At 45.3% G+C, this 17,909-nt stretch carries 17 protein-coding genes; 13 read left to right on the forward strand and 4 right to left on the reverse strand.

Translation table 11 applies throughout. From position 1 onward, the window contains the following. Positions 1-12 precede the first annotated feature (12 nt). The 3 genes from KQP79_RS21670 to KQP79_RS21680 all read left to right on the forward strand — a co-directional run bounded on the left by KQP79_RS21670 (position 13) and on the right by KQP79_RS21680 (position 3,244). Positions 13-1,407: an acyloxyacyl hydrolase gene (locus KQP79_RS21670; RefSeq protein ID WP_004295748.1), complete on the forward strand. Its 1,395-nt coding sequence runs from the start codon at positions 13-15 to the stop codon at positions 1,405-1,407. 24 nt (positions 1,408-1,431) lie between these two features. Beyond that, entirely contained in the window at positions 1,432-1,995 is a 564-nt protein-coding gene (locus KQP79_RS21675; RefSeq protein WP_004308858.1) for a Crp/Fnr family transcriptional regulator, read from the forward strand. Positions 1,996-2,092: 97 nt separating this feature from the next. Next, a complete protein-coding gene (locus tag KQP79_RS21680; RefSeq protein WP_004308859.1) occupies positions 2,093-3,244 on the forward strand; it encodes an acyltransferase family protein in 1,152 nt (383 codons plus the stop codon). A 151-nt stretch (positions 3,245-3,395) separates the two neighbouring features. On the opposite strand, the gene KQP79_RS21685 is transcribed toward KQP79_RS21680, so the two are convergent. Together KQP79_RS21685 and purT are read right to left on the reverse strand one after the other, a co-directional pair. After that, a complete protein-coding gene (locus KQP79_RS21685) occupies positions 3,396-3,866 on the reverse strand; it encodes a GNAT family N-acetyltransferase (protein ID WP_004308860.1) in 471 nt (156 codons plus the stop codon). Between the two features lie 21 nt (positions 3,867-3,887). After that, complete coding sequence (gene purT / locus KQP79_RS21690; RefSeq protein ID WP_061448193.1) at positions 3,888-5,054, reverse strand: formate-dependent phosphoribosylglycinamide formyltransferase; 1,167 nt, start codon at positions 5,052-5,054, stop codon at positions 3,888-3,890. A gap of 678 nt (positions 5,055-5,732) precedes the next feature. Between purT and atpD the strand changes: the two genes are divergently transcribed. From atpD to KQP79_RS21740, 10 genes are all read left to right on the forward strand, one after another. Further along, complete coding sequence (atpD, locus tag KQP79_RS21695; protein WP_004295754.1) at positions 5,733-7,253, forward strand: F0F1 ATP synthase subunit beta; 1,521 nt, start codon at positions 5,733-5,735, stop codon at positions 7,251-7,253. A 12-nt stretch (positions 7,254-7,265) separates the two neighbouring features. After that, positions 7,266-7,511, forward strand: coding sequence for an ATP synthase F1 subunit epsilon (atpC, locus tag KQP79_RS21700; RefSeq protein ID WP_004303467.1), 246 nt, complete (start codon positions 7,266-7,268; stop codon positions 7,509-7,511). Positions 7,512-7,594: 83 nt separating this feature from the next. Further along, the gene (locus KQP79_RS21705; RefSeq protein WP_004303466.1) at positions 7,595-8,029 is read left to right on the forward strand and encodes a hypothetical protein; all 435 of its coding nucleotides are present in this window, start codon (positions 7,595-7,597) and stop codon (positions 8,027-8,029) included. Then, positions 8,013-9,155 carry a F0F1 ATP synthase subunit A gene (gene atpB / locus KQP79_RS21710; protein WP_004303465.1) on the forward strand — a complete coding sequence of 381 codons (1,143 nt, stop codon included), beginning with the start codon at positions 8,013-8,015 and terminating at the stop codon, positions 9,153-9,155. Before KQP79_RS21705 ends, atpB begins: the two co-directional genes overlap by 17 nt. A 108-nt stretch (positions 9,156-9,263) precedes the next feature. Next, positions 9,264-9,521, forward strand: a complete 258-nt coding sequence (atpE, locus tag KQP79_RS21715) for an ATP synthase F0 subunit C (protein ID WP_004308863.1) — start codon at positions 9,264-9,266, stop codon at positions 9,519-9,521. Positions 9,522-9,577: 56 nt separating this feature from the next. Beyond that, complete coding sequence (gene atpF / locus KQP79_RS21720; RefSeq protein ID WP_004295759.1) at positions 9,578-10,081, forward strand: F0F1 ATP synthase subunit B; 504 nt, start codon at positions 9,578-9,580, stop codon at positions 10,079-10,081. 5 nt (positions 10,082-10,086) lie between these two features. Then, complete coding sequence (locus tag KQP79_RS21725; protein ID WP_004295760.1) at positions 10,087-10,647, forward strand: F0F1 ATP synthase subunit delta; 561 nt, start codon at positions 10,087-10,089, stop codon at positions 10,645-10,647. Further along, positions 10,647-12,230, forward strand: coding sequence for a F0F1 ATP synthase subunit alpha (gene atpA, locus KQP79_RS21730; protein WP_004308864.1), 1,584 nt, complete (start codon positions 10,647-10,649; stop codon positions 12,228-12,230). Before KQP79_RS21725 ends, atpA begins: the two co-directional genes overlap by 1 nt. A 123-nt stretch (positions 12,231-12,353) precedes the next feature. Then, on the forward strand, positions 12,354-13,250 hold the full coding sequence (locus KQP79_RS21735) for a F0F1 ATP synthase subunit gamma (RefSeq protein ID WP_004308865.1): 897 nt from the start codon (positions 12,354-12,356) through the stop codon (positions 13,248-13,250). Between the two features lie 735 nt (positions 13,251-13,985). Further along, positions 13,986-16,583: a helix-turn-helix domain-containing protein gene (locus KQP79_RS21740; RefSeq protein WP_022199401.1), complete on the forward strand. Its 2,598-nt coding sequence runs from the start codon at positions 13,986-13,988 to the stop codon at positions 16,581-16,583. 28 nt (positions 16,584-16,611) lie between these two features. On the opposite strand, the gene KQP79_RS21745 is transcribed toward KQP79_RS21740, so the two are convergent. Both KQP79_RS21745 and KQP79_RS21750 read right to left on the reverse strand, forming a co-directional pair. Next, entirely contained in the window at positions 16,612-17,232 is a 621-nt protein-coding gene (locus KQP79_RS21745; protein ID WP_004295766.1) for a lysine exporter LysO family protein, read from the reverse strand. After that, positions 17,229-17,507 (reverse strand): LysO family transporter, encoded by a 279-nt coding sequence (locus KQP79_RS21750; RefSeq protein WP_004303461.1) that lies wholly within the window; start codon positions 17,505-17,507, stop codon positions 17,229-17,231. The genes KQP79_RS21745 and KQP79_RS21750 overlap by 4 nt, the downstream gene beginning before the upstream one ends. Positions 17,508-17,909 lie beyond the last annotated feature (402 nt).

The raw sequence follows: 17,909 nt of genomic DNA on the forward strand, positions 1-17,909 counted from the left end.
CCAGACTATTATATGAGAGTAAAGATACCCAGATGGGAAATCGCCGTAATCTGTTCCGCTTTGCTTTTCCCCGGCACTTCGCTTAGTGCGCAGGAGGTAGGGCAGGAAGAGAAAGAGGTGAAGGAAATGCGGCAAGACGTAGAACAGCTCCAGCAGGACGTCCGCCAACTTCGTGAAGAAGTGCGGAGATTGCAGGAAGAAATTCATGGCTTCCGGCACAACAGCTTCCCGCAATGCGGAGCCGACACTGTAGCTCCCTACGTTCCCCACCATTTCATTCACCGGTTGGGGATAGAGGCGCGGCCGCAATACGTGTTCCCCACCAATCCTTTCCTGCAAGGCGAGAACGAACGGTGGAAACCCATCCAGAGTTCATTTGCCGCTCATCTGAAATACTCTTTCAAGTTTCGTCCCAACACCTGTGCCGACCGCATCTATGGCGGAGCTTATCAAGGTTTCGGCTTGGCTTTCACCACCTTTGGCGACAAAAAGCAACTGGGTGATCCGATGACGTTCTATGTCTTTCAAGGTGCACGCATTGCCCGTTTCAATCCCCGCCTTTCGCTCAATTACGAGTGGAATTTCGGTATTTCTGCCGGATGGAAACCTTATGACAACGATTACAACTCCTACAACGGAGCCGTAGGCTCACGGGTGAATGCCTACCTCAATGCGGGTATCTACCTTAACTGGTCGCTTTCCCGTTATTTCGACTTTATCATCGGCGGAGACTTCACGCATTTCTCCAACGGCAACACCAAGTTTCCCAATGCAGGTGTCAACACCACCGGAGCGAAAATCGGACTGGTGTACAACTTCAACCGGGAAGAAGCCGACCTCACTAAATCATTGGTTCATCCCTACGTTCCCCGTTTTCCGCGACACGTCAGTTATGACCTTGTGTTGTTCGGCTCGTGGCGTCGCAAAGGCGTCTATGTAGGCGAGAAGCAGATTGCATCACCGGGCAGCTATCCCGTAGCGGGATTCAACTTTGCTCCGATGTACAATCTCAACTATAAGCTGCGTTTCGGAGTTTCGCTGGACGGTGTTTATGACGGTAGTGCTAATGTGTACACTGAAGATGCGCTGGTGGAGTACGATGCAGGCAGTGGTTCCTCCCGTCGTAAATTTCTCGTGCCGGGCATTCAGAATCAGCTTGCGCTCGGACTTTCCGGACGGGCAGAATACGTGATGCCGTTTTTTACCATCGGTGTCGGCTTGGGAACGAATGTGCTGGGGCGTGGCGATTTGCGCGGACTGTATCAGGTCTTTGCGTTGAAGATCAACGTCACCCGGAGTTCATTCCTTCACATCGGCTACAATCTTCAGGATTTCCAGACCCCTAATTATCTGATGCTCGGTCTTGGTTTCCGTTTTAATAATAAATATCCTAAAGTACGTCATTAACCCCCAATACGCCATTACCCCCAAATGGAACATATCATTCGTAAAATCAGGCAAATCTATCCGGTTTCCGACGAAGCACTTCAAGCGCTTCAGGCGAATATGGAATTAAGGTATTATCCCAAAGATACCCGTATCGTTCAGGCAGGCGTCACAGACCGCCTGGTATATTTCATTGAAGAGGGCATCGCCCGTTCTGTATTCCACCACAACGGAGAGGACACCACTACGTGGTTCAGTCAGGAGGGCGACGTCACGTTCGGCATGGATTCGCTCTACTATCAGCAACCATCGGTAGAAAGCGTTGAAACGCTTTCCGATTGCAAAATCTACGTCATCCACATCGACAAGCTGAATGCCCTCTACGAAACATATATCGACATAGCCAACTGGGGAAGAATCCTGCATCAGAATGTGAATAAGGAGCTTAGCCACATGTTTGTGGAGCGCCTCCAACTTTCGCCCAAAGAACGCTACGAACAGTTCAACCGTCGCTATCCCGGATTAATAAACCGAGTGAAGCTGAAATATGTGGCTGCTTTTCTGGGCATTTCCATCTATACCCTTAGTCGGGTACGTGCTAAAAAATAGCGATTAGCAGGGCTTTTTTGCTTTAGAGCAAAGAAACTTCGTAGCGCAAACCGTATCTTTGCCTTCTGAAAATACTAACTTACTAATAGAAAAACAAATGTCGAACATTTCTGCTTCAGCTTTTTCAGACACCAAGGCGCATTATGATCTTCTTGACGGACTTCGCGGTGTGGCGGCTCTTATGGTGATATGGTATCACGTATTCGAGGGCTTCGCTTTTGCCAGTAATAGCGCTATTGAAACTCTGAATCACGGATATTTAGCCGTGGATTTCTTTTTTATCCTTTCGGGTTTTGTGATCGGTTATGCTTACGACGACCGTTGGGGTAAAAGTCTCACCATGAAAGATTTCTTTAAACGCCGATTGATACGTCTTCATCCGATGGTCATTATGGGTGCCGTTCTCGGTGCTATCACGTTCTGTATTCAGGGGAGTGTGCAATGGGACGGGACGCACGTAGCTATCTCCATGATAATGTTGTCTCTGCTTTGTACGATCTTCTTCATTCCTGCCATGCCGGGTGTTGGGTACGAAGTTCGTGGCAACGGTGAGATGTTTCCGTTGAATGGTCCTTGCTGGTCATTGTTTTTTGAGTATATCGGCAATATCCTGTATGCGTTGTTCATTCGCCGCTTGTCCAACAAGGCACTGACGGTGTTTGTGGTGTTGCTGGGCGTAGCGTTGGCGGCGTTTGCTGTTTTTAATGTCTCCACTTATGGAAACATAGGAGTGGGCTGGACGCTGGATGGGGTTAACTTTTTGGGCGGTTCCTTGCGTATGCTTTTCCCTTTTTCGTTGGGTATGCTTATGTCGCGCAATTTCAAGCCTATGAAGGTGAAAGGTGCATTTTGGATATGTGCTATTGCGCTGATTGCCCTGTTCTCTGTTCCTTATCTGGAAGGGTTGGAGCCGCTTTGCATGAATGGTGTTTATGAAGCGTTTTGCGTGATTGTGGCTTTCCCTATCATTCTGTGGATAGGAGCGTCGGGTACCACCACGGACAAGCAATCGACAAAGATATGTAAGTTTTTGGGAGATATATCTTATCCGGTTTATGTGATACATTATCCGTTGATGTATCTGTTCTATGCATGGCTGATTGAGAATCAACTCTACACGTTAGGTGAAACCTGGCACGTAGCTTTGTGTGTCTTTATTTTGAGTATTATTCTTGCTTATCTGTGTTTGAAGCTGTATGATGAACCAATACGTAAATATTTGGCTAAACGTTTATTGAGTAAGAAATGACGTTTTCATTTCATGAAGTTAAAAAGAAAAACTCCACTAATGTAACTTTATCCGTCACCATAGCTGGAGTTTTTCTTATATAAAATAAGACTTTCTTTATCTGCAAATGAGCTTTCTTCTATGTTTTCATCTTAGAAATGATTAGATGTGATTAACAGAACTGCTTGCTCATCTTATAATTGGTGAGACACATTTGATTAGCTTTCCGCTTTTGCTCTTCATCGACCTGAAAACCTTGTTTTTCAAAAAATGGTTTTGCCGTGATGCTAACTTCCGATGTTAATCTTTTCGCACCTCTTTCTCGTGCATATGCTTCGAGATGCTTATACAAAGATGTTGCGACACCTTGATGCTGAAAGTCCTTGTGAACGAACAGCGTGTGCATATATCCGTCATCGTTTACAGAGCCAAAGCCTACAATCACGCCTTCTTCGTTTTCTGCAACCACATAATGTTGTTCTTCGAAAAGCTCATTCCAGTGTGACGTATCGTCTCCGCACGAAGCCCAATCTGCTACTTCTTCGGCTGTATAATCTTTTCGGTTCACAGTCAGAACTGTATGCTGATATAGCTCTTGCAGTGCTGGAATATCAGACAGGTTTACTTGGCGGATTTTATTCATCTTATCTCTGAATTTCTTGTATTAATGAACTTCTACTTTCTCTGCAATTCTCTTAGCCTTGTCGCGCAACGCATCCAAATCAGAATCAAGCGGAGCATAACAAAGTACCACACCCATACGGCGGTTGACACGTGTAAACGGTTTGCCGAAAATGCGGAGATAAGTATCTTCTTCTTTGGTCACTTCTTCTAGTCCGCGATATTGAGGACGTTCCTGGCTGGCAATCGGGGAAAGGATCACAGCGCTTGCGCCTATCCGTTCTTGTTTGATGCTGGGAATGGGCAGGCCGAGTACGGCACGCAGATGCAATTCAAATTCATTCAGGTTTTGTGTGCCCGCCAGTGTCACCATACCTGTGTCATGCGGACGAGGAGAGAGTTCGGAGAAATAGACTCCATTATCATGGCTTAGGAAGAACTCAACTCCCCAAAGTCCTGCACCTGTGAGGGCACGGGTTACTTTCTCCGCCATCTCTTCCGCTTCTTTCAAATGGGCGGGATCAATGTGTGCAGGCTGGAAACTTTCGCGGTAGTCGCCACCTTTCTGCACGTGTCCGATAGGAGGGCAGAAGAGGGTAGGGCCGTTCTTTTGGGTAACGGTGAGCAGGGTGATTTCGCTGTCGAACTTGATAAATTCTTCAATGATAAGTTCGCGAATATCGCCACGACTGCCGCTGCATCCGTATTCCCAGGCATGTTCGAGTTCGTCGGCACTCTTCACGAGCGATTGTCCTTTGCCGGAAGAAGACATCAATGGTTTAACGACACAAGGGAAACCGATTTTATCGGCAGCTTCTTTCAGTTCTTCCAGAGTTTTGGCATAGAAGTATTTGGCTGTTTTCAGTCCGAGTTCTTGGGCGGCAAGGTCGCGAATGGCTTTACGGTTCATGGTGAAGTTCACAGCACGAGCGCTGGGAACTACCTGAATGCCTTCTTTTTCGAAGTCGTATAAACGTTCTGTACGGATGGCTTCAATCTCCGGAACGATGATGTCCGGGCGGTGTTTCTTCACCACGCGTTCCAGCTCTTCACCGTTCAGCATGTCGAATACTTCAAATTCATCGGCCACTTGCATAGCCGGTGCTCCTGCATAGGAGTCGCAAGCAATGATGTGCTGGCCTTTACGTTGAGCTGAAATTACAAATTCTTTTCCTAGTTCGCCAGAACCGAGTAACAGTATTTTCTTCATCATTTTGAGTGTTTTATATTAGTGGTGCAAAATTACAGCAAAAAAATGAGATAATAATTGTATGTGGCGTTATTATATTGCTCTTTTATGCAAATTGGGAACTTTATAAAGATGGATGTGAATCTTAATGCAAAAATGCGGAATATATAAGGAATAGAATAGATAGGAGAAAAACAGGAAATATGGCTTTAAACTTTCTTAAGGAAAACATGAAAATACGGACTTTTCTGTGTTCGAGCACAAAACTAGTTGTTTTTGCCACTATTTCTTGTTTTTGCTAATCCATTGATTTTTAACAAAGAGATAGGAAACTCGATGGGTTAATTTAGTTTATTGATAGATTATTGCCCCCAAACTTGTTTTGCTATTGATTTGTAGCAGAAATTTGCCTGAATTGGTCAATCTGTAGTCATTGTAGGTCTAATAAGTGTTATCGAACGACAAATTATGAAAAAGGAAGCACAACGACACGGAATTGTTTCTACATTTGCGCAGTTGTTTCTTTAACTATTTCTAAGGACAGAAGTTTATGGGATATAGAAAATAGTTGAACAAAAACTGAACTCAACTGTTTATTATAATAATGAAATAGGTAAAACGCGAAAAATGTGCATTCCTTTCATATTATAAAGTCAAAAAGGAGAGAAAAGAATAATATAAATAAATTAGAGATTGCTTATGTCACAGATTATCGGACATATCTCGCAGGTGATCGGCCCTGTGGTCGATGTGTACTTTGAGGGTACGGATGCAGAATTGGTGCTGCCAAGCATCCACGACGCACTGGAGATAAAGAGGCCAAACGGCAAAATACTGGTTGTAGAAGTTCAGCAACATATCGGCGAAAATACGGTGCGTACCGTAGCGATGGACAGTACTGACGGACTTCAGAGAGGCATGAAAGTGTATCCCACCGGAGGCCCGATCACGATGCCGATTGGCGAACAGATTAAAGGACGACTGATGAACGTAGTCGGTGATTCGATCGACGGTATGAAAGGACTCGACCGCAAAGGTGCATATTCCATTCATCGCGACCCCCCTAAGTTTGAGGATTTGACTACTGTGCAAGAGGTGCTCTTCACAGGTATCAAAGTGATCGACCTGCTCGAACCGTATGCCAAAGGTGGTAAAATCGGTTTGTTCGGCGGTGCCGGTGTAGGAAAGACTGTATTGATTCAGGAACTTATCAATAATATCGCCAAGAAACATAATGGATTCTCTGTATTTGCCGGAGTAGGTGAACGTACCCGTGAAGGTAACGACTTGCTGCGCGAAATGATTGAATCCGGTGTAATCCGTTACGGCGAAGCATTCAAAGAAGGAATGGAGAAAGGTCACTGGGATCTTTCGAAAGTGGATTATAACGAACTGGAGAAATCGCAAGTGTCTCTGATTTTCGGTCAGATGAACGAGCCTCCGGGCGCACGTGCCTCTGTGGCATTGTCCGGACTGACGGTGGCGGAATCTTTCCGCGACGCAGGAAAAGAAGGTGAGAAACGCGATATTCTGTTCTTTATTGATAATATCTTCCGTTTCACGCAAGCAGGTTCGGAAGTGTCCGCCCTTTTGGGACGTATGCCCTCCGCTGTTGGTTACCAGCCCACGTTGGCTACGGAAATGGGTGCGATGCAGGAACGTATCACGTCTACCCGCAAAGGTTCTATCACCTCCGTACAGGCGGTGTATGTGCCTGCCGATGACTTGACCGACCCGGCTCCTGCAACAACTTTCAGCCACTTGGACGCAACTACCGTGCTCGACCGTAAGATTACGGAGCTGGGTATTTATCCGGCGGTAGACCCGTTGGCTTCTACGTCACGTATCCTCGACCCGCACATTGTTGGCCAGGAACACTACGACGTAGCGCAGCAAGTGAAACAAATTCTGCAACGTAACAAGGAATTACAAGATATTATCTCCATCCTCGGTATGGAAGAACTCTCGGAAGAAGACAAGATGGTAGTGAACCGCGCCCGCCGTGTGCAGCGTTTCCTTTCACAACCGTTTGCCGTGGCTGAACAGTTTACAGGCGTTCCGGGTGTGATGGTGGGTATTGAAGACACCATCAAGGGATTCAAGATGATTCTGGAAGGAGAAGTGGATTATCTTCCCGAACAGGCTTTCTTGAATGTCGGAACCATTGAGGAGGCAATAGAGAAAGGTAAGAAATTGCTGGAACAGGCAGCAAAAAAATAAAAAGATAGCATGATGAAAGAACTGCATTTGAGTATAGTATCGCCCGAAAAGAGCATATTCGACGGAAATGTGAAGATTGTCACATTGCCGGGAATGATCGGTTCGTTTTCTATTCTCCCCGGGCATGCGCCCATTGTTTCGTCGTTGAAAGCGGGAACGTTGAGTTACACGACGATGGACGGAGAAGAGCACACGATGGATATTCAGGGCGGTTTTGTCGAAATGAGTGACGGTACGGTTTCTGCCTGTGTTTCCTGACGGAAACTCCTCACCGGCACAAAGACTAAGCATTAAAAAATTGAAAAAAACGAGGTTATAATCTTACAGAAAAACACAGTAACATGGTGAATATTAGTAAAACTAAACGGAATTTTATTTGGTGGCATACCTTATTTGCGGTAATTAGCGGGGCACTCGGAGCTGTCATTCTACACTTCGCTTTGCCGGGGCATTATTTCGGAGGGTATCCGTTTATTCCGATCTATTTTTACTTCTTCGGGCTGTTTAGCATTTATGCTTTCGACGCTTGCCGTCGGCATGCTCCACAGAGAATGTTACTGTTGTATCTGGCAACGAAGATGATAAAAATGATTCTTTCGCTGATTCTGGTATTGATTTATTGTCTTGCCGTTCGCGAAGAAGCCAGAGCCTTTCTGCTGACGTTTATCTTGTTCTATTTGATATATCTGGTATTCGAAACCTGGTTCTTCTTCTCTTTTGAGTTGAATCAGAAACGGAAAAAGAAAAATAAGAAGAAAAATGAAACAGTTGCATAACATAGTAGCTCCGTTGATTCTGTTCTGCCTCATGGCGGCAGTCAGCTTGCCGGTTCTTGCACAGGAACAGGAGGGGGAAGCGGTGTCACAACAGACGCAGGACGAGATTACTCCGAAAGAGGAACAGGAGAACACGGTGGATGTGAAAGAAATTGTGTTCGGTCATATCGGCGACTCCTACGAATGGCATATTACGACGTGGGGTAACACGCACATTACTATACCATTACCTATTATTGTTTATAGTAGCACTACAGGTTGGCACACGTTCCTTTCTTCCCGTCTCGAAGAGAATGGAGGGACTTATGAAGGACTTTCCATCGCTCCCGAAGGAAGTAAGTACGAGGGCAAACTGGTAGAGTATAATGCGGCAGGCGAACAGGTCCGCCCGTGGGATATTTCCATCACGAAAGTGACATTTGCTTTGCTGTTCAACAGCGTGTTGTTGCTCATCATCGTATTGAGCGTGTCACACTGGTACAGAAAACGTCCGCAAGGAGCGAAAGCGCCGGGAGGATTTATCGGATTCATGGAGATGTTCATCATGATGGTGAACGACGATATTATCAAGAGTTGTGTAGGACCCAACTACCGGAAGTTTGCACCGTATCTGCTGACAGCGTTCTTTTTCATCTTTATCAATAACATGATGGGATTGATTCCGTTCTTCCCCGGAGGTGCGAACGTGACGGGAAATATCGCTATCACTATGGTGCTTGCAGTCTGCACATTCCTGGCAGTGAATATCTTCGGTTCGAAACATTACTGGAAGGATATTTTCTGGCCTGATGTACCTTGGTGGCTGAAAGTGCCTATACCGATGATGCCATTCATCGAGTTCTTCGGAATCTTTACGAAACCGTTTGCTTTGATGATTCGTCTTTTTGCCAATATGCTGGCGGGACACATGGCGATGCTGGTGCTTACCTGCCTGATCTTTATCTCGGCAAGCATGGGGCCTGCACTGAACGGCACGCTGACGGTGGCTTCTGTATTGTTCAACATCTTTATGAATGCGCTTGAGTTGTTGGTTGCTTTCATCCAGGCTTACGTATTTACGATGTTGTCGGCAGTGTTTATCGGTCTGGCACAGGAAGGTGCCAAAGTGAAAGCTGAAGAAAATTGAAATGAAACGCGGTGAAAACGTTGATAAAAAGAATACGGAATAAACGCGCGGAATGAATGATTAAATAATAAACAAGAGAAAATATAAACCATTTTAAAACTGAAAATTATGTTACTATCAGTATTGTTACAAGCCACTGCAGCAGCAGTAGGAGTTAGTAAATTAGGTGCAGCTATCGGTGCAGGTCTTGCAGTAATCGGAGCTGGTTTGGGTATTGGTAAGATTGGTAGTTCGGCAATGGAGGCAATCGCACGCCAGCCGGAAGCATCAGGGGACATCCGTATGAACATGATTATCGCCGCCGCCTTGATTGAAGGTGTGGCTCTGTTGGCGGTAGTAGTTTGTCTGTTGGTGTTCTTCCTCTAAAAGGGAGAACCCACCCCAGCTTTTAATTTATAGTCTTTAATTTCTAATTAAAAGATATGTCATTACTATTACCTGATAGTGGCCTGCTGTTCTGGATGTTTCTCTCATTCGGGATTGTGTTCGTGATATTGGCGAAATACGGCTTCCCCGTCATCATCAAGATGGTGGAGGGTCGTAAGACCTATATCGACCAGTCTTTGGAGGTGGCGAGAGAGGCTAATGCCCAGTTGTCTAAACTGAAAGAGGAAGGCGACGCATTGGTGGCTGCCGCCAACAAAGAACAAGGACGCATCTTGAGGGAAGCAATGGAAGAACGTGACAAGATTGTTCACGAGGCCCGTAAACAAGCCGAAATTGCCGCACAAAAAGAACTGGATGCGGTGAAACAACAAATCCAGATAGAGAAAGACGAAGCCATCCGCGACATCCGTCGCCAGGTAGCCGTGCTTTCTGTGGACATCGCCGAGAAAGTGCTCCGCAAGAGTCTTGAGGACAAGGAAGCACAGATGGGCATGATCGACCGTATGCTGGATGAAGTACTAACCCCGAATAAGAACTAAGGAAGATGGAAGTCGGAATACTCTCAATGCGTTATGCAAAAGCCATCATTGAATATGCACAGGAAAAAGGTCTGGAGGACAGGTTATATCAGGAGTTCCTGACGCTGTCGCACAGTTTTTGTGAACAGCCCGGTTTGCGCGAAGCACTTGATAATCCGGTCATCACAACGAAGGAAAAGTTGGCGTTAGTCTGCACGGCTGCCGACGGTGACGGAAAATCGACCAGAGAGTTTGTCCGTTTTATCACTTTGGTACTGCGAAACAGGCGTGAAGGCTATCTGCAATTTATCAGCCTGATGTATCTGGATCTCTACCGGAAGCTGAAGCATATCGGAGTGGGTAAGCTCATTACAGCCGTTCCCGTCAACAAGGAAACGGAAAACCGGATTCGTTCCGCAGCAGAGCATATCTTGCACGCCCAGATGGAACTCGAAACGGTGATAGATCCTTCGATCGAAGGCGGATTTATCTTTGATGTCAACGACTACCGACTGGATGCAAGCGTTGCCACGCAGTTGAAGCGAGTGAAACAACAATTTATTGATAAGAATAGGAGAATTGTATAATGTCTGAAAATATAAAAGTAAGCGAAGTATCTGATATATTGCGCAAGCAGCTCGAAGGAATCAACGCCAATGTGCAACTTGACGAAATCGGTACGGTGCTCCAGGTGAGCGACGGCGTAGTGCGTATCTATGGATTGCGAAATGCCGAAGCCAATGAATTGCTGGAGTTTGACAATGGTATCAAAGCAATCGTGATGAACCTCGAAGAGGACAACGTGGGTGCTGTGCTGTTGGGTCCGACGGACAAGATCAAAGAGGGATTCGTCGTGAAGCGTACCAAACGTATCGCCTCCATCCGTGTAGGAGAGGACATGCTGGGACGTGTGATCGACCCGCTGGGCGAACCGCTCGACGGCAAGGGGCTGGTTGGTGGCGAACTGTATGATATGCCATTGGAACGGAAAGCTCCGGGGGTAATCTACCGTCAGCCTGTGAACCAACCGTTGCAGACGGGATTGAAGGCGGTAGACGCCATGATTCCTATCGGTCGCGGACAGCGTGAGTTGATTATCGGCGACCGCCAGACGGGAAAGACTGCCATCGCTATTGATACGATTATCAACCAGCGCAGTAACTTCCTGGCAGGTGATCCTGTATATTGTATTTATGTGGCTATCGGTCAGAAGGGTTCTACCGTTGCTTCTATCGTTAATACGCTTCGTGAGTACGGAGCACTGGACTACACGATTGTGGTGGCTGCTACGGCTGGTGATCCGGCTGCATTGCAGTATTACGCTCCTTTTGCGGGTGCTGCCATTGGCGAGTATTTCCGTGATACCGGTCGTCATGCGTTGGTGGTTTATGATGACCTTTCCAAGCAGGCGGTAGCTTATCGTGAGGTTTCTCTGATTCTTCGCCGTCCATCAGGTCGTGAGGCTTATCCGGGTGATATCTTCTATCTGCACTCCCGTCTGTTGGAACGTGCTGCCAAGATTATCAGTCAGGAGGAAGTGGCTCGCGAAATGAACGATCTTCCGGAAAGTCTGAAGGGAATTGTCAAAGGCGGTGGTTCGCTCACGGCATTGCCTATCATCGAAACGCAGGCTGGTGACGTATCGGCTTATATCCCGACGAACGTGATTTCTATCACCGACGGACAGATATTCCTTGAAACTGACTTGTTCAACCAGGGTACGCGTCCGGCTATCAACGTCGGTATCTCTGTATCCCGTGTAGGTGGTAACGCGCAGATTAAGGCTATGAAGAAAGTGGCGGGAACATTGAAGATCGACCAGGCACAGTATCGTGAACTGGAAGCGTTCTCCAAGTTCAGTAGCGACATGGACCCGATTACCGCATTGACGATTGACAAGGGACGTAAGAACGGCCAGCTGTTGATTCAGCCTCAATACAGCCCGATGCCCGTAGAACAGCAGATTGCTATTCTCTACTGTGGTACACACGGACTGCTCCACGATGTTCCTCTGGATAAGGTGCAGGACTTTGAACGTAGCTTCATCGAATCGCTGCAACTGAATCATCAGGAGGATGTATTGGATGTATTGAAAACGGGTGTGATTGATGATAATGTGATTAAGGCTATCGAAGAGACTGCCGCCATGGTCACTAAACAATTTATCTAATCGGTCATTGATTTATCTGATTGGCCTTTAAAATAAATCTGAATGGTTTTTGATTTATCTAATTGGCTTTTTTATAAATCAGATCGCCCTTTAATTTTTAATTATTAATTTTTAATTATCACTATGGCTTCACTGAAAGAAGTAAAAACCAGAATAAATTCGGTCAAGAGTACCCGAAAAATCACTTCAGCAATGAAGATGGTGGCTTCTGCCAAATTACACAAGGCACAAGGGGCCATTGAGAATATGCTGCCTTATCAAAAGAAGTTGAACAAGATTCTGACTAACTTCCTAAGCGCGGACCTGCCTATCGAATCTCCTTATGTGCAGGAGCGTGAAGTGAAGCGTGTAGCAATCGTTGTTTTTTCTTCGAACACTTCTCTTTGTGGTGCTTTCAACGCCAATGTCATCAAAATGATGATGCAGACTATCGGGGAATTCCGTACTTTAGGACAGGATAATATCTTGATATTCCCGGTAGGCAAGAAGGTGGATGAAGCGGCCAAACGGATGGGTTTCAAACCGCAGGAGGTTTCTCCAACGCTCTCCGACAAACCAACGTATCAGGAGGCTGCCGAACTGGCTCACCGACTGATGGATCTGTATGTAGCAGGCGAAGTGGACCGGGTGGAAATAATCTATCATCACTTCAAATCAATGGGGGTACAGATTCTTCTTCGTGAGACGTATCTCCCCATTAATCTGACGAACGTCGTAAGTGAAGAGGACAGAGAGAATAAAGAGGAGGTACAGGAGAACGAGATTGCCAATGATTATATCATCGAACCGAACGCAGAGGAATTAATCGCGAGCTTAATCCCCACTGTATTGAGCCAGAAGATTTTTACTGCCGCTGTTGACTCCAATGCTTCGGAACATGCTGCACGTACGTTGGCTATGCAAGTGGCTACGGACAACGCAAACGAGCTGATCCAGGATTTGACGAAGCAGTACAATAAGAGTCGTCAGCAGGCGATTACAAACGAATTGCTGGATATTGTAGGGGGATCCATGAAGTAATTAATCATCTTTCTTTTGTCTTGAAACAAAAGAAAGAAGCAAAGAAAAATTCAAGGCTGACTTTTTTCTCCTACTCGCTTCCTTCACTTCGCTAAAGGGCAGAAACTCGCTACGCTCAAACAGTCTGCCCTTCTTAACGCTCCGTTACGGGCGCTCGCCTGATGGAGAAAAAAGTAGGCCGGGGAACCTGGTGGGGTGGGTGTTGCTGCTTGAATGTTCTAGGGTAGGTTTGTGGGGAAGCTGTGCGATATGTCTGATATTGCTTTGGTGAGTCGCTGTTATATCGTTAATAGTTTTATTATATATTGTTCTGCTTTGCTATATTGAGTCGTATAACGTCTGCGATTTTTATATAGCAAAGCTTTTTTATAAGGGGTATAAACCTTTCATAAGTCTCTTTATACTACATAGGCTACATCGGTTATCATTCTATTAGCCTTTTATTCTATGTCCTCTTTTTATATGGTGAGTTTTTTAATAATAAAGCTTCCCACATTGTAAGGCTTCCACCCGCAGGTCTTCCGGCCTCGTTTTTCCGGCGTCAAGCGCAGGTGGTTTCTCCGGCGTTAAAAAGGGCAGACTGTTTGAGCGTAGCGAGTTTCTGCCCTTTAGCCGGAGGAAGCACCGGAGTAGCCGGAAAAACGCAGCCTTGATTCTTTCTTTTTGGTTCTTTTTCTTTCGTATCAAGACGAAAGAAAAAGAATATTCAGTAACTTTACCGAAAATTGGAAAAGCATGGAAAATAATCCGGAACTGCAGCTTGCTTGGCAGTTCATTGAAAATACAGGCACCCATTTATTTCTTACCGGAAAAGCTGGAACCGGGAAAACGACATTTCTTAGACGATTGAAAGAACATACGCCCAAACGCATGGTCATATTGGCTCCGACAGGGATTGCAGCTATCAATGCGGGAGGCGTAACGATTCATTCTTTCTTTCAGTTGTCTTTTGCTCCTTTTGTGCCCGAAACAACCTTTAATTCTTCCCAGACACATTATCGTTATAGTAAAGAAAAGCGGAATATCATCCGTAGTATGGATTTGCTGGTTATTGATGAGATCAGTATGGTGCGTGCTGATTTGTTGGATGCGGTGGATGCAACTCTGCGGAGGTATCGCGATAGGGAGAAACCTTTTGGTGGGGTGCAACTGTTGATGATTGGAGATTTGCAACAGCTGGCGCCTGTCGTGAAAGACAATGAGTGGGAGTTTTTGAGAAAGTATTATGAGACTCCTTATTTCTTTGCAAGTCATGCATTGAAAGAAACGGCATATATGACGATTGAACTCAAGAAAGTATATCGTCAGAGTGATACGTTCTTCCTTTCTTTATTAAATAAAATTCGGGAGAATAAGGCGGATGATGAAGTGTTGAATGAACTGAACCGTCGTTATCAGCCCGGCTTTCAGCCGCAGAAAGAAGAGGGATATATTCGTCTGACGACACATAATAATCAGGCACAGAGGGTTAATGATTGCGAACTGGCATCGTTGCCCGGCAAGGCGTATCATTTTAGTGCCGAGATAGAGGGGGATTTTCCTGAATATTCGTATCCTGCGGATAAACTTCTGACAATTAAGGAGGGAGCACAGATAATGTTCCTGAAGAATGATCCATCGTCCGAGAAACGGTATTATAACGGTATGATTGGTGAGGTGGTAGCGGTTAATGAAACGGGTATTGTGGTGCGTGGTAAAGGGGATAGATCCGAATTTCAGTTGTTGTCGGAAGAGTGGGGGAATTATAAGTATGTGTTGAATGAGGAGACGAAGGAGATCACTGAAGTGATAGAGGGGACGTTCCGCCAGTATCCTATTCGTTTGGCGTGGGCTATTACGATACATAAGAGTCAGGGTTTGACATTTGAGCGTGCTATTATTGATGCGCGGAATTCCTTTGCACATGGACAAACTTACGTGGCTTTGAGTCGTTGCAAGACGCTGGAGGGTATGGTGTTGGAGTCTCCTTTGCGCAGGGAAGCCATAATAAGTGATGCTACGGTGGATAATTTCACCAAAGCGGTGGAGCAGAATAAGCCGGGTAGCCAGCAGTTGAATGATATGCAAAGGGCGTATTTCTTTGATTTGTTGAGTGATTTGTTTAATTTCTATTCGATCGATCAGGCTTATAAACGGTTGCTTCGTCTTATGGATGAGGATTTGTACAAGCTCTTTCCGAAGCAGTTGGCTGAATATAAGGCGTTGGCTCCCCATGTTAAAGAGAAGATTGTGGAGGTGTCTCAACGTTTCCGCAATCAGTATACCCGGTTGATACATGAGAGTGAGGATTATGCGGCGAATGAGGAGTTGCAGGAGCGGATTCGTTCCGGTGCCGGATATTTTCATAAGGAGTTGGAACCGGTTCGGGCTTTGTATGATAAGACTAATATGCCTCTTGATAATAAAGAGTTGAGAAAGCTGTTGGCAGAGCGTATGCAGGCGCTGGATGATGCGTTGTGGATTAAAGAGTCTTTGTTGGAAGCTGTGTCTACAAGAGGGAAGTTTGCTATCACGGATTATTTGAAGTTGAAGGCTAAAGTAATGTTGAGCCTTGAAGATGATTCTACGTCCTCCGGTTCTTCGAAGGCTTTGAAAGAGAAGAAAGAACGCAAGGAACGGAAAGAGCGTACACGCAGTGCTGAAAAGGTAAAGGTGGAAGTTCCTACGGATATTCTGCATCCGGAGCTTTATCGTGCCCTGTCTGAATGGAGAACAGCTAAAACAAGGGAGATGAATGTTCCTGCTTATGTGATTATGCAACAAAAGGCATTGATGGGGATTGTGAATCTGCTACCGGATAGTCCAAGAGCTTTGGAGGCAATACCTTATTTTGGAGCGAAAGGAGTAGAGAAATACGGGCTTGAGATTCTGGGTATTATCCGCAAGTATGTGGCGGAGAATCAATTGGAAAGACCGGAGATGACGGATCTGTTAATCTCCTCCGGTAATAGTGATGATACTGCAAGGCAACGAAAGACGAAGCTGCAGAAAGAGGCAGAGAAACAGGAGAAAGAGGCGGAGAAGGAGAAAAAGAAGGAGGCGAAGAAAGATACGAAGTTGGTTAGCTATGAAATGTTCCGTCAGGGAATGAATATAGATGAAATAGCCAAGGCTCGTGATTTGGTATCCGGAACCATTGCCGGACATCTGGAGCATTATGTCCGTTCGGGAAAGATCAAAGTGGAGCAGGTGGTGAAAGCTGAAAATATAGCGAAGATTCGCAAGTATTTGGATGAACATGAATACATGGGAATATTCGCTATAAAGGTAGCATTAGGAGACGATGTCTCCTATGCTGATATCAAGTTTGTATTGGCTGTTTCCGGGCATTAATAAATAAGGTTATTATTCCCGGACAGGGTTAAAGATTACAGAAGAAAGAAACGAAAACGGGAACGCTGATGTCAATCAGAATGCCGTGCAGGATGGCGATGGGAATCATTTCTTTTCCTGAATATCTGGTGATGGAAGGCAGCAGTACATCCATCGAGTTGACTCCTGCTGCTGAAATAGGAGCGAGTTTCCCGAAGTACTTCTTGATGATTGGAGTACCAAGAAGTGCCATCATCTCACGGAAAATATTAGTCAGTAGGGCAATGGTTCCCAGTTCCGTAGCCAGTTGCAGTCCTATGGAGGGTTCTTTGAATTGGGTGATAAGGATGGAAGAGAGTGAATAGTAGGCAAATCCACTTCCCACTGCCATACAGTCGAACACGCTCCATTGACGCAATAGCAAACTTGCCAGGGCGGAGAATAACAGCGTACCGATAATTGTTCCCAATGGAATCAGCAACATTTTAGGGTGCAAATGTGAAACAATGGCTTTCAGGTTCTTATTGGAACCGATGCTGATTCCTACTTGTAACATTAATGCATAAAGTATGTACATGGAAACTGTGTGCGTATCGAACTCGAACTTATTGAAAGCTCCCATGATACAGCCTACACAAAAGAATACTATAACGATCAGACTTCCTTTCATTGTTCGCCTCCTTTCCTGAAAAATAATTGTAGTACCAAACGGGCAGCAATCAGGCTTCCCAATACACCGGACACAGCAAGAACAATGGCTTGCCATCCGAACTTACCAAGATTGTTCACAATCAGGCTATTAGAACCGATAGATACACCGAGAATAAAGAGCAACAGGAATATTGTAAGAGAAATTGTCTTTTCTGTCTTCTGTAGAATACTCCAGTTACGCAATACATAGCCGATGCCGATTCCTAAAAACATGGTAGATATAATAGAGAACATAATTGTATATATTTGGGGTTAGGTTAAACTGATGATTGACAACACACAAAAGAATTTTCAAAGAAGATGTTACATCTGCTTGAAAATCAGAAAGGAATACTGCTATGGCTAACAAAACAAGTCAGCAGGTAGTTCCTGTAAAGAAATAGTTGGGAAATTTAGATGAATCCACTGAACCAATGCACATGCACGCAACAAGACTTACAGAAAATAGGTATTCCTGCAAGAAAAAGAGTAGCGTTATGTAATTGTAATGTTTGATTCATCATTGGTCTTTTTTGAATTTGGTGCAAAGATAGTTATTTATTGCATATTTTCAAAATAAATATGCAATAAATAAAGAGAAAGGAATATCCGGAACGAGATAGATGGTTGTAAAAAGTTGGTTATGTGCTCTTTCCC

This window comes from Bacteroides sp. DH3716P (assembly GCF_025914115.1).
In the GTDB taxonomy this organism is placed as follows: domain Bacteria; phylum Bacteroidota; class Bacteroidia; order Bacteroidales; family Bacteroidaceae; genus Bacteroides; species Bacteroides ovatus.

Bases quoted from the DNA above. Each gene is read 5' to 3' on its own strand.
- KQP79_RS21680 (WP_004308859.1), top strand. From the start codon at position 2,093: ATGTCGAACATTTCTGCTTCAGCTTTTTCAGACACCAAGGCGCATTAT.
- KQP79_RS21735 (WP_004308865.1), top strand. From the start codon at position 12,354: ATGGCTTCACTGAAAGAAGTAAAAACCAGAATAAATTCGGTCAAGAGT.
- KQP79_RS21740 (WP_022199401.1), top strand. From the start codon at position 13,986: ATGGAAAATAATCCGGAACTGCAGCTTGCTTGGCAGTTCATTGAAAAT.
- atpE (WP_004308863.1), top strand. From the start codon at position 9,264: ATGTTACTATCAGTATTGTTACAAGCCACTGCAGCAGCAGTAGGAGTT.
- KQP79_RS21745 (WP_004295766.1), bottom strand. From the start codon at position 17,232: ATGAAAGGAAGTCTGATCGTTATAGTATTCTTTTGTGTAGGCTGTATC.
- atpB (WP_004303465.1), top strand. From the start codon at position 8,013: ATGAAACAGTTGCATAACATAGTAGCTCCGTTGATTCTGTTCTGCCTC.
- atpD (WP_004295754.1), top strand. From the start codon at position 5,733: ATGTCACAGATTATCGGACATATCTCGCAGGTGATCGGCCCTGTGGTC.
- KQP79_RS21725 (WP_004295760.1), top strand. From the start codon at position 10,087: ATGGAAGTCGGAATACTCTCAATGCGTTATGCAAAAGCCATCATTGAA.
- atpF (WP_004295759.1), top strand. From the start codon at position 9,578: ATGTCATTACTATTACCTGATAGTGGCCTGCTGTTCTGGATGTTTCTC.
- purT (WP_061448193.1), bottom strand. From the start codon at position 5,054: ATGAAGAAAATACTGTTACTCGGTTCTGGCGAACTAGGAAAAGAATTT.
- atpC (WP_004303467.1), top strand. From the start codon at position 7,266: ATGAAAGAACTGCATTTGAGTATAGTATCGCCCGAAAAGAGCATATTC.
- KQP79_RS21750 (WP_004303461.1), bottom strand. From the start codon at position 17,507: ATGTTCTCTATTATATCTACCATGTTTTTAGGAATCGGCATCGGCTAT.
- KQP79_RS21675 (WP_004308858.1), top strand. From the start codon at position 1,432: ATGGAACATATCATTCGTAAAATCAGGCAAATCTATCCGGTTTCCGAC.
- KQP79_RS21670 (WP_004295748.1), top strand. From the start codon at position 13: ATGAGAGTAAAGATACCCAGATGGGAAATCGCCGTAATCTGTTCCGCT.
- KQP79_RS21705 (WP_004303466.1), top strand. From the start codon at position 7,595: ATGGTGAATATTAGTAAAACTAAACGGAATTTTATTTGGTGGCATACC.
- KQP79_RS21685 (WP_004308860.1), bottom strand. From the start codon at position 3,866: ATGAATAAAATCCGCCAAGTAAACCTGTCTGATATTCCAGCACTGCAA.
- atpA (WP_004308864.1), top strand. From the start codon at position 10,647: ATGTCTGAAAATATAAAAGTAAGCGAAGTATCTGATATATTGCGCAAG.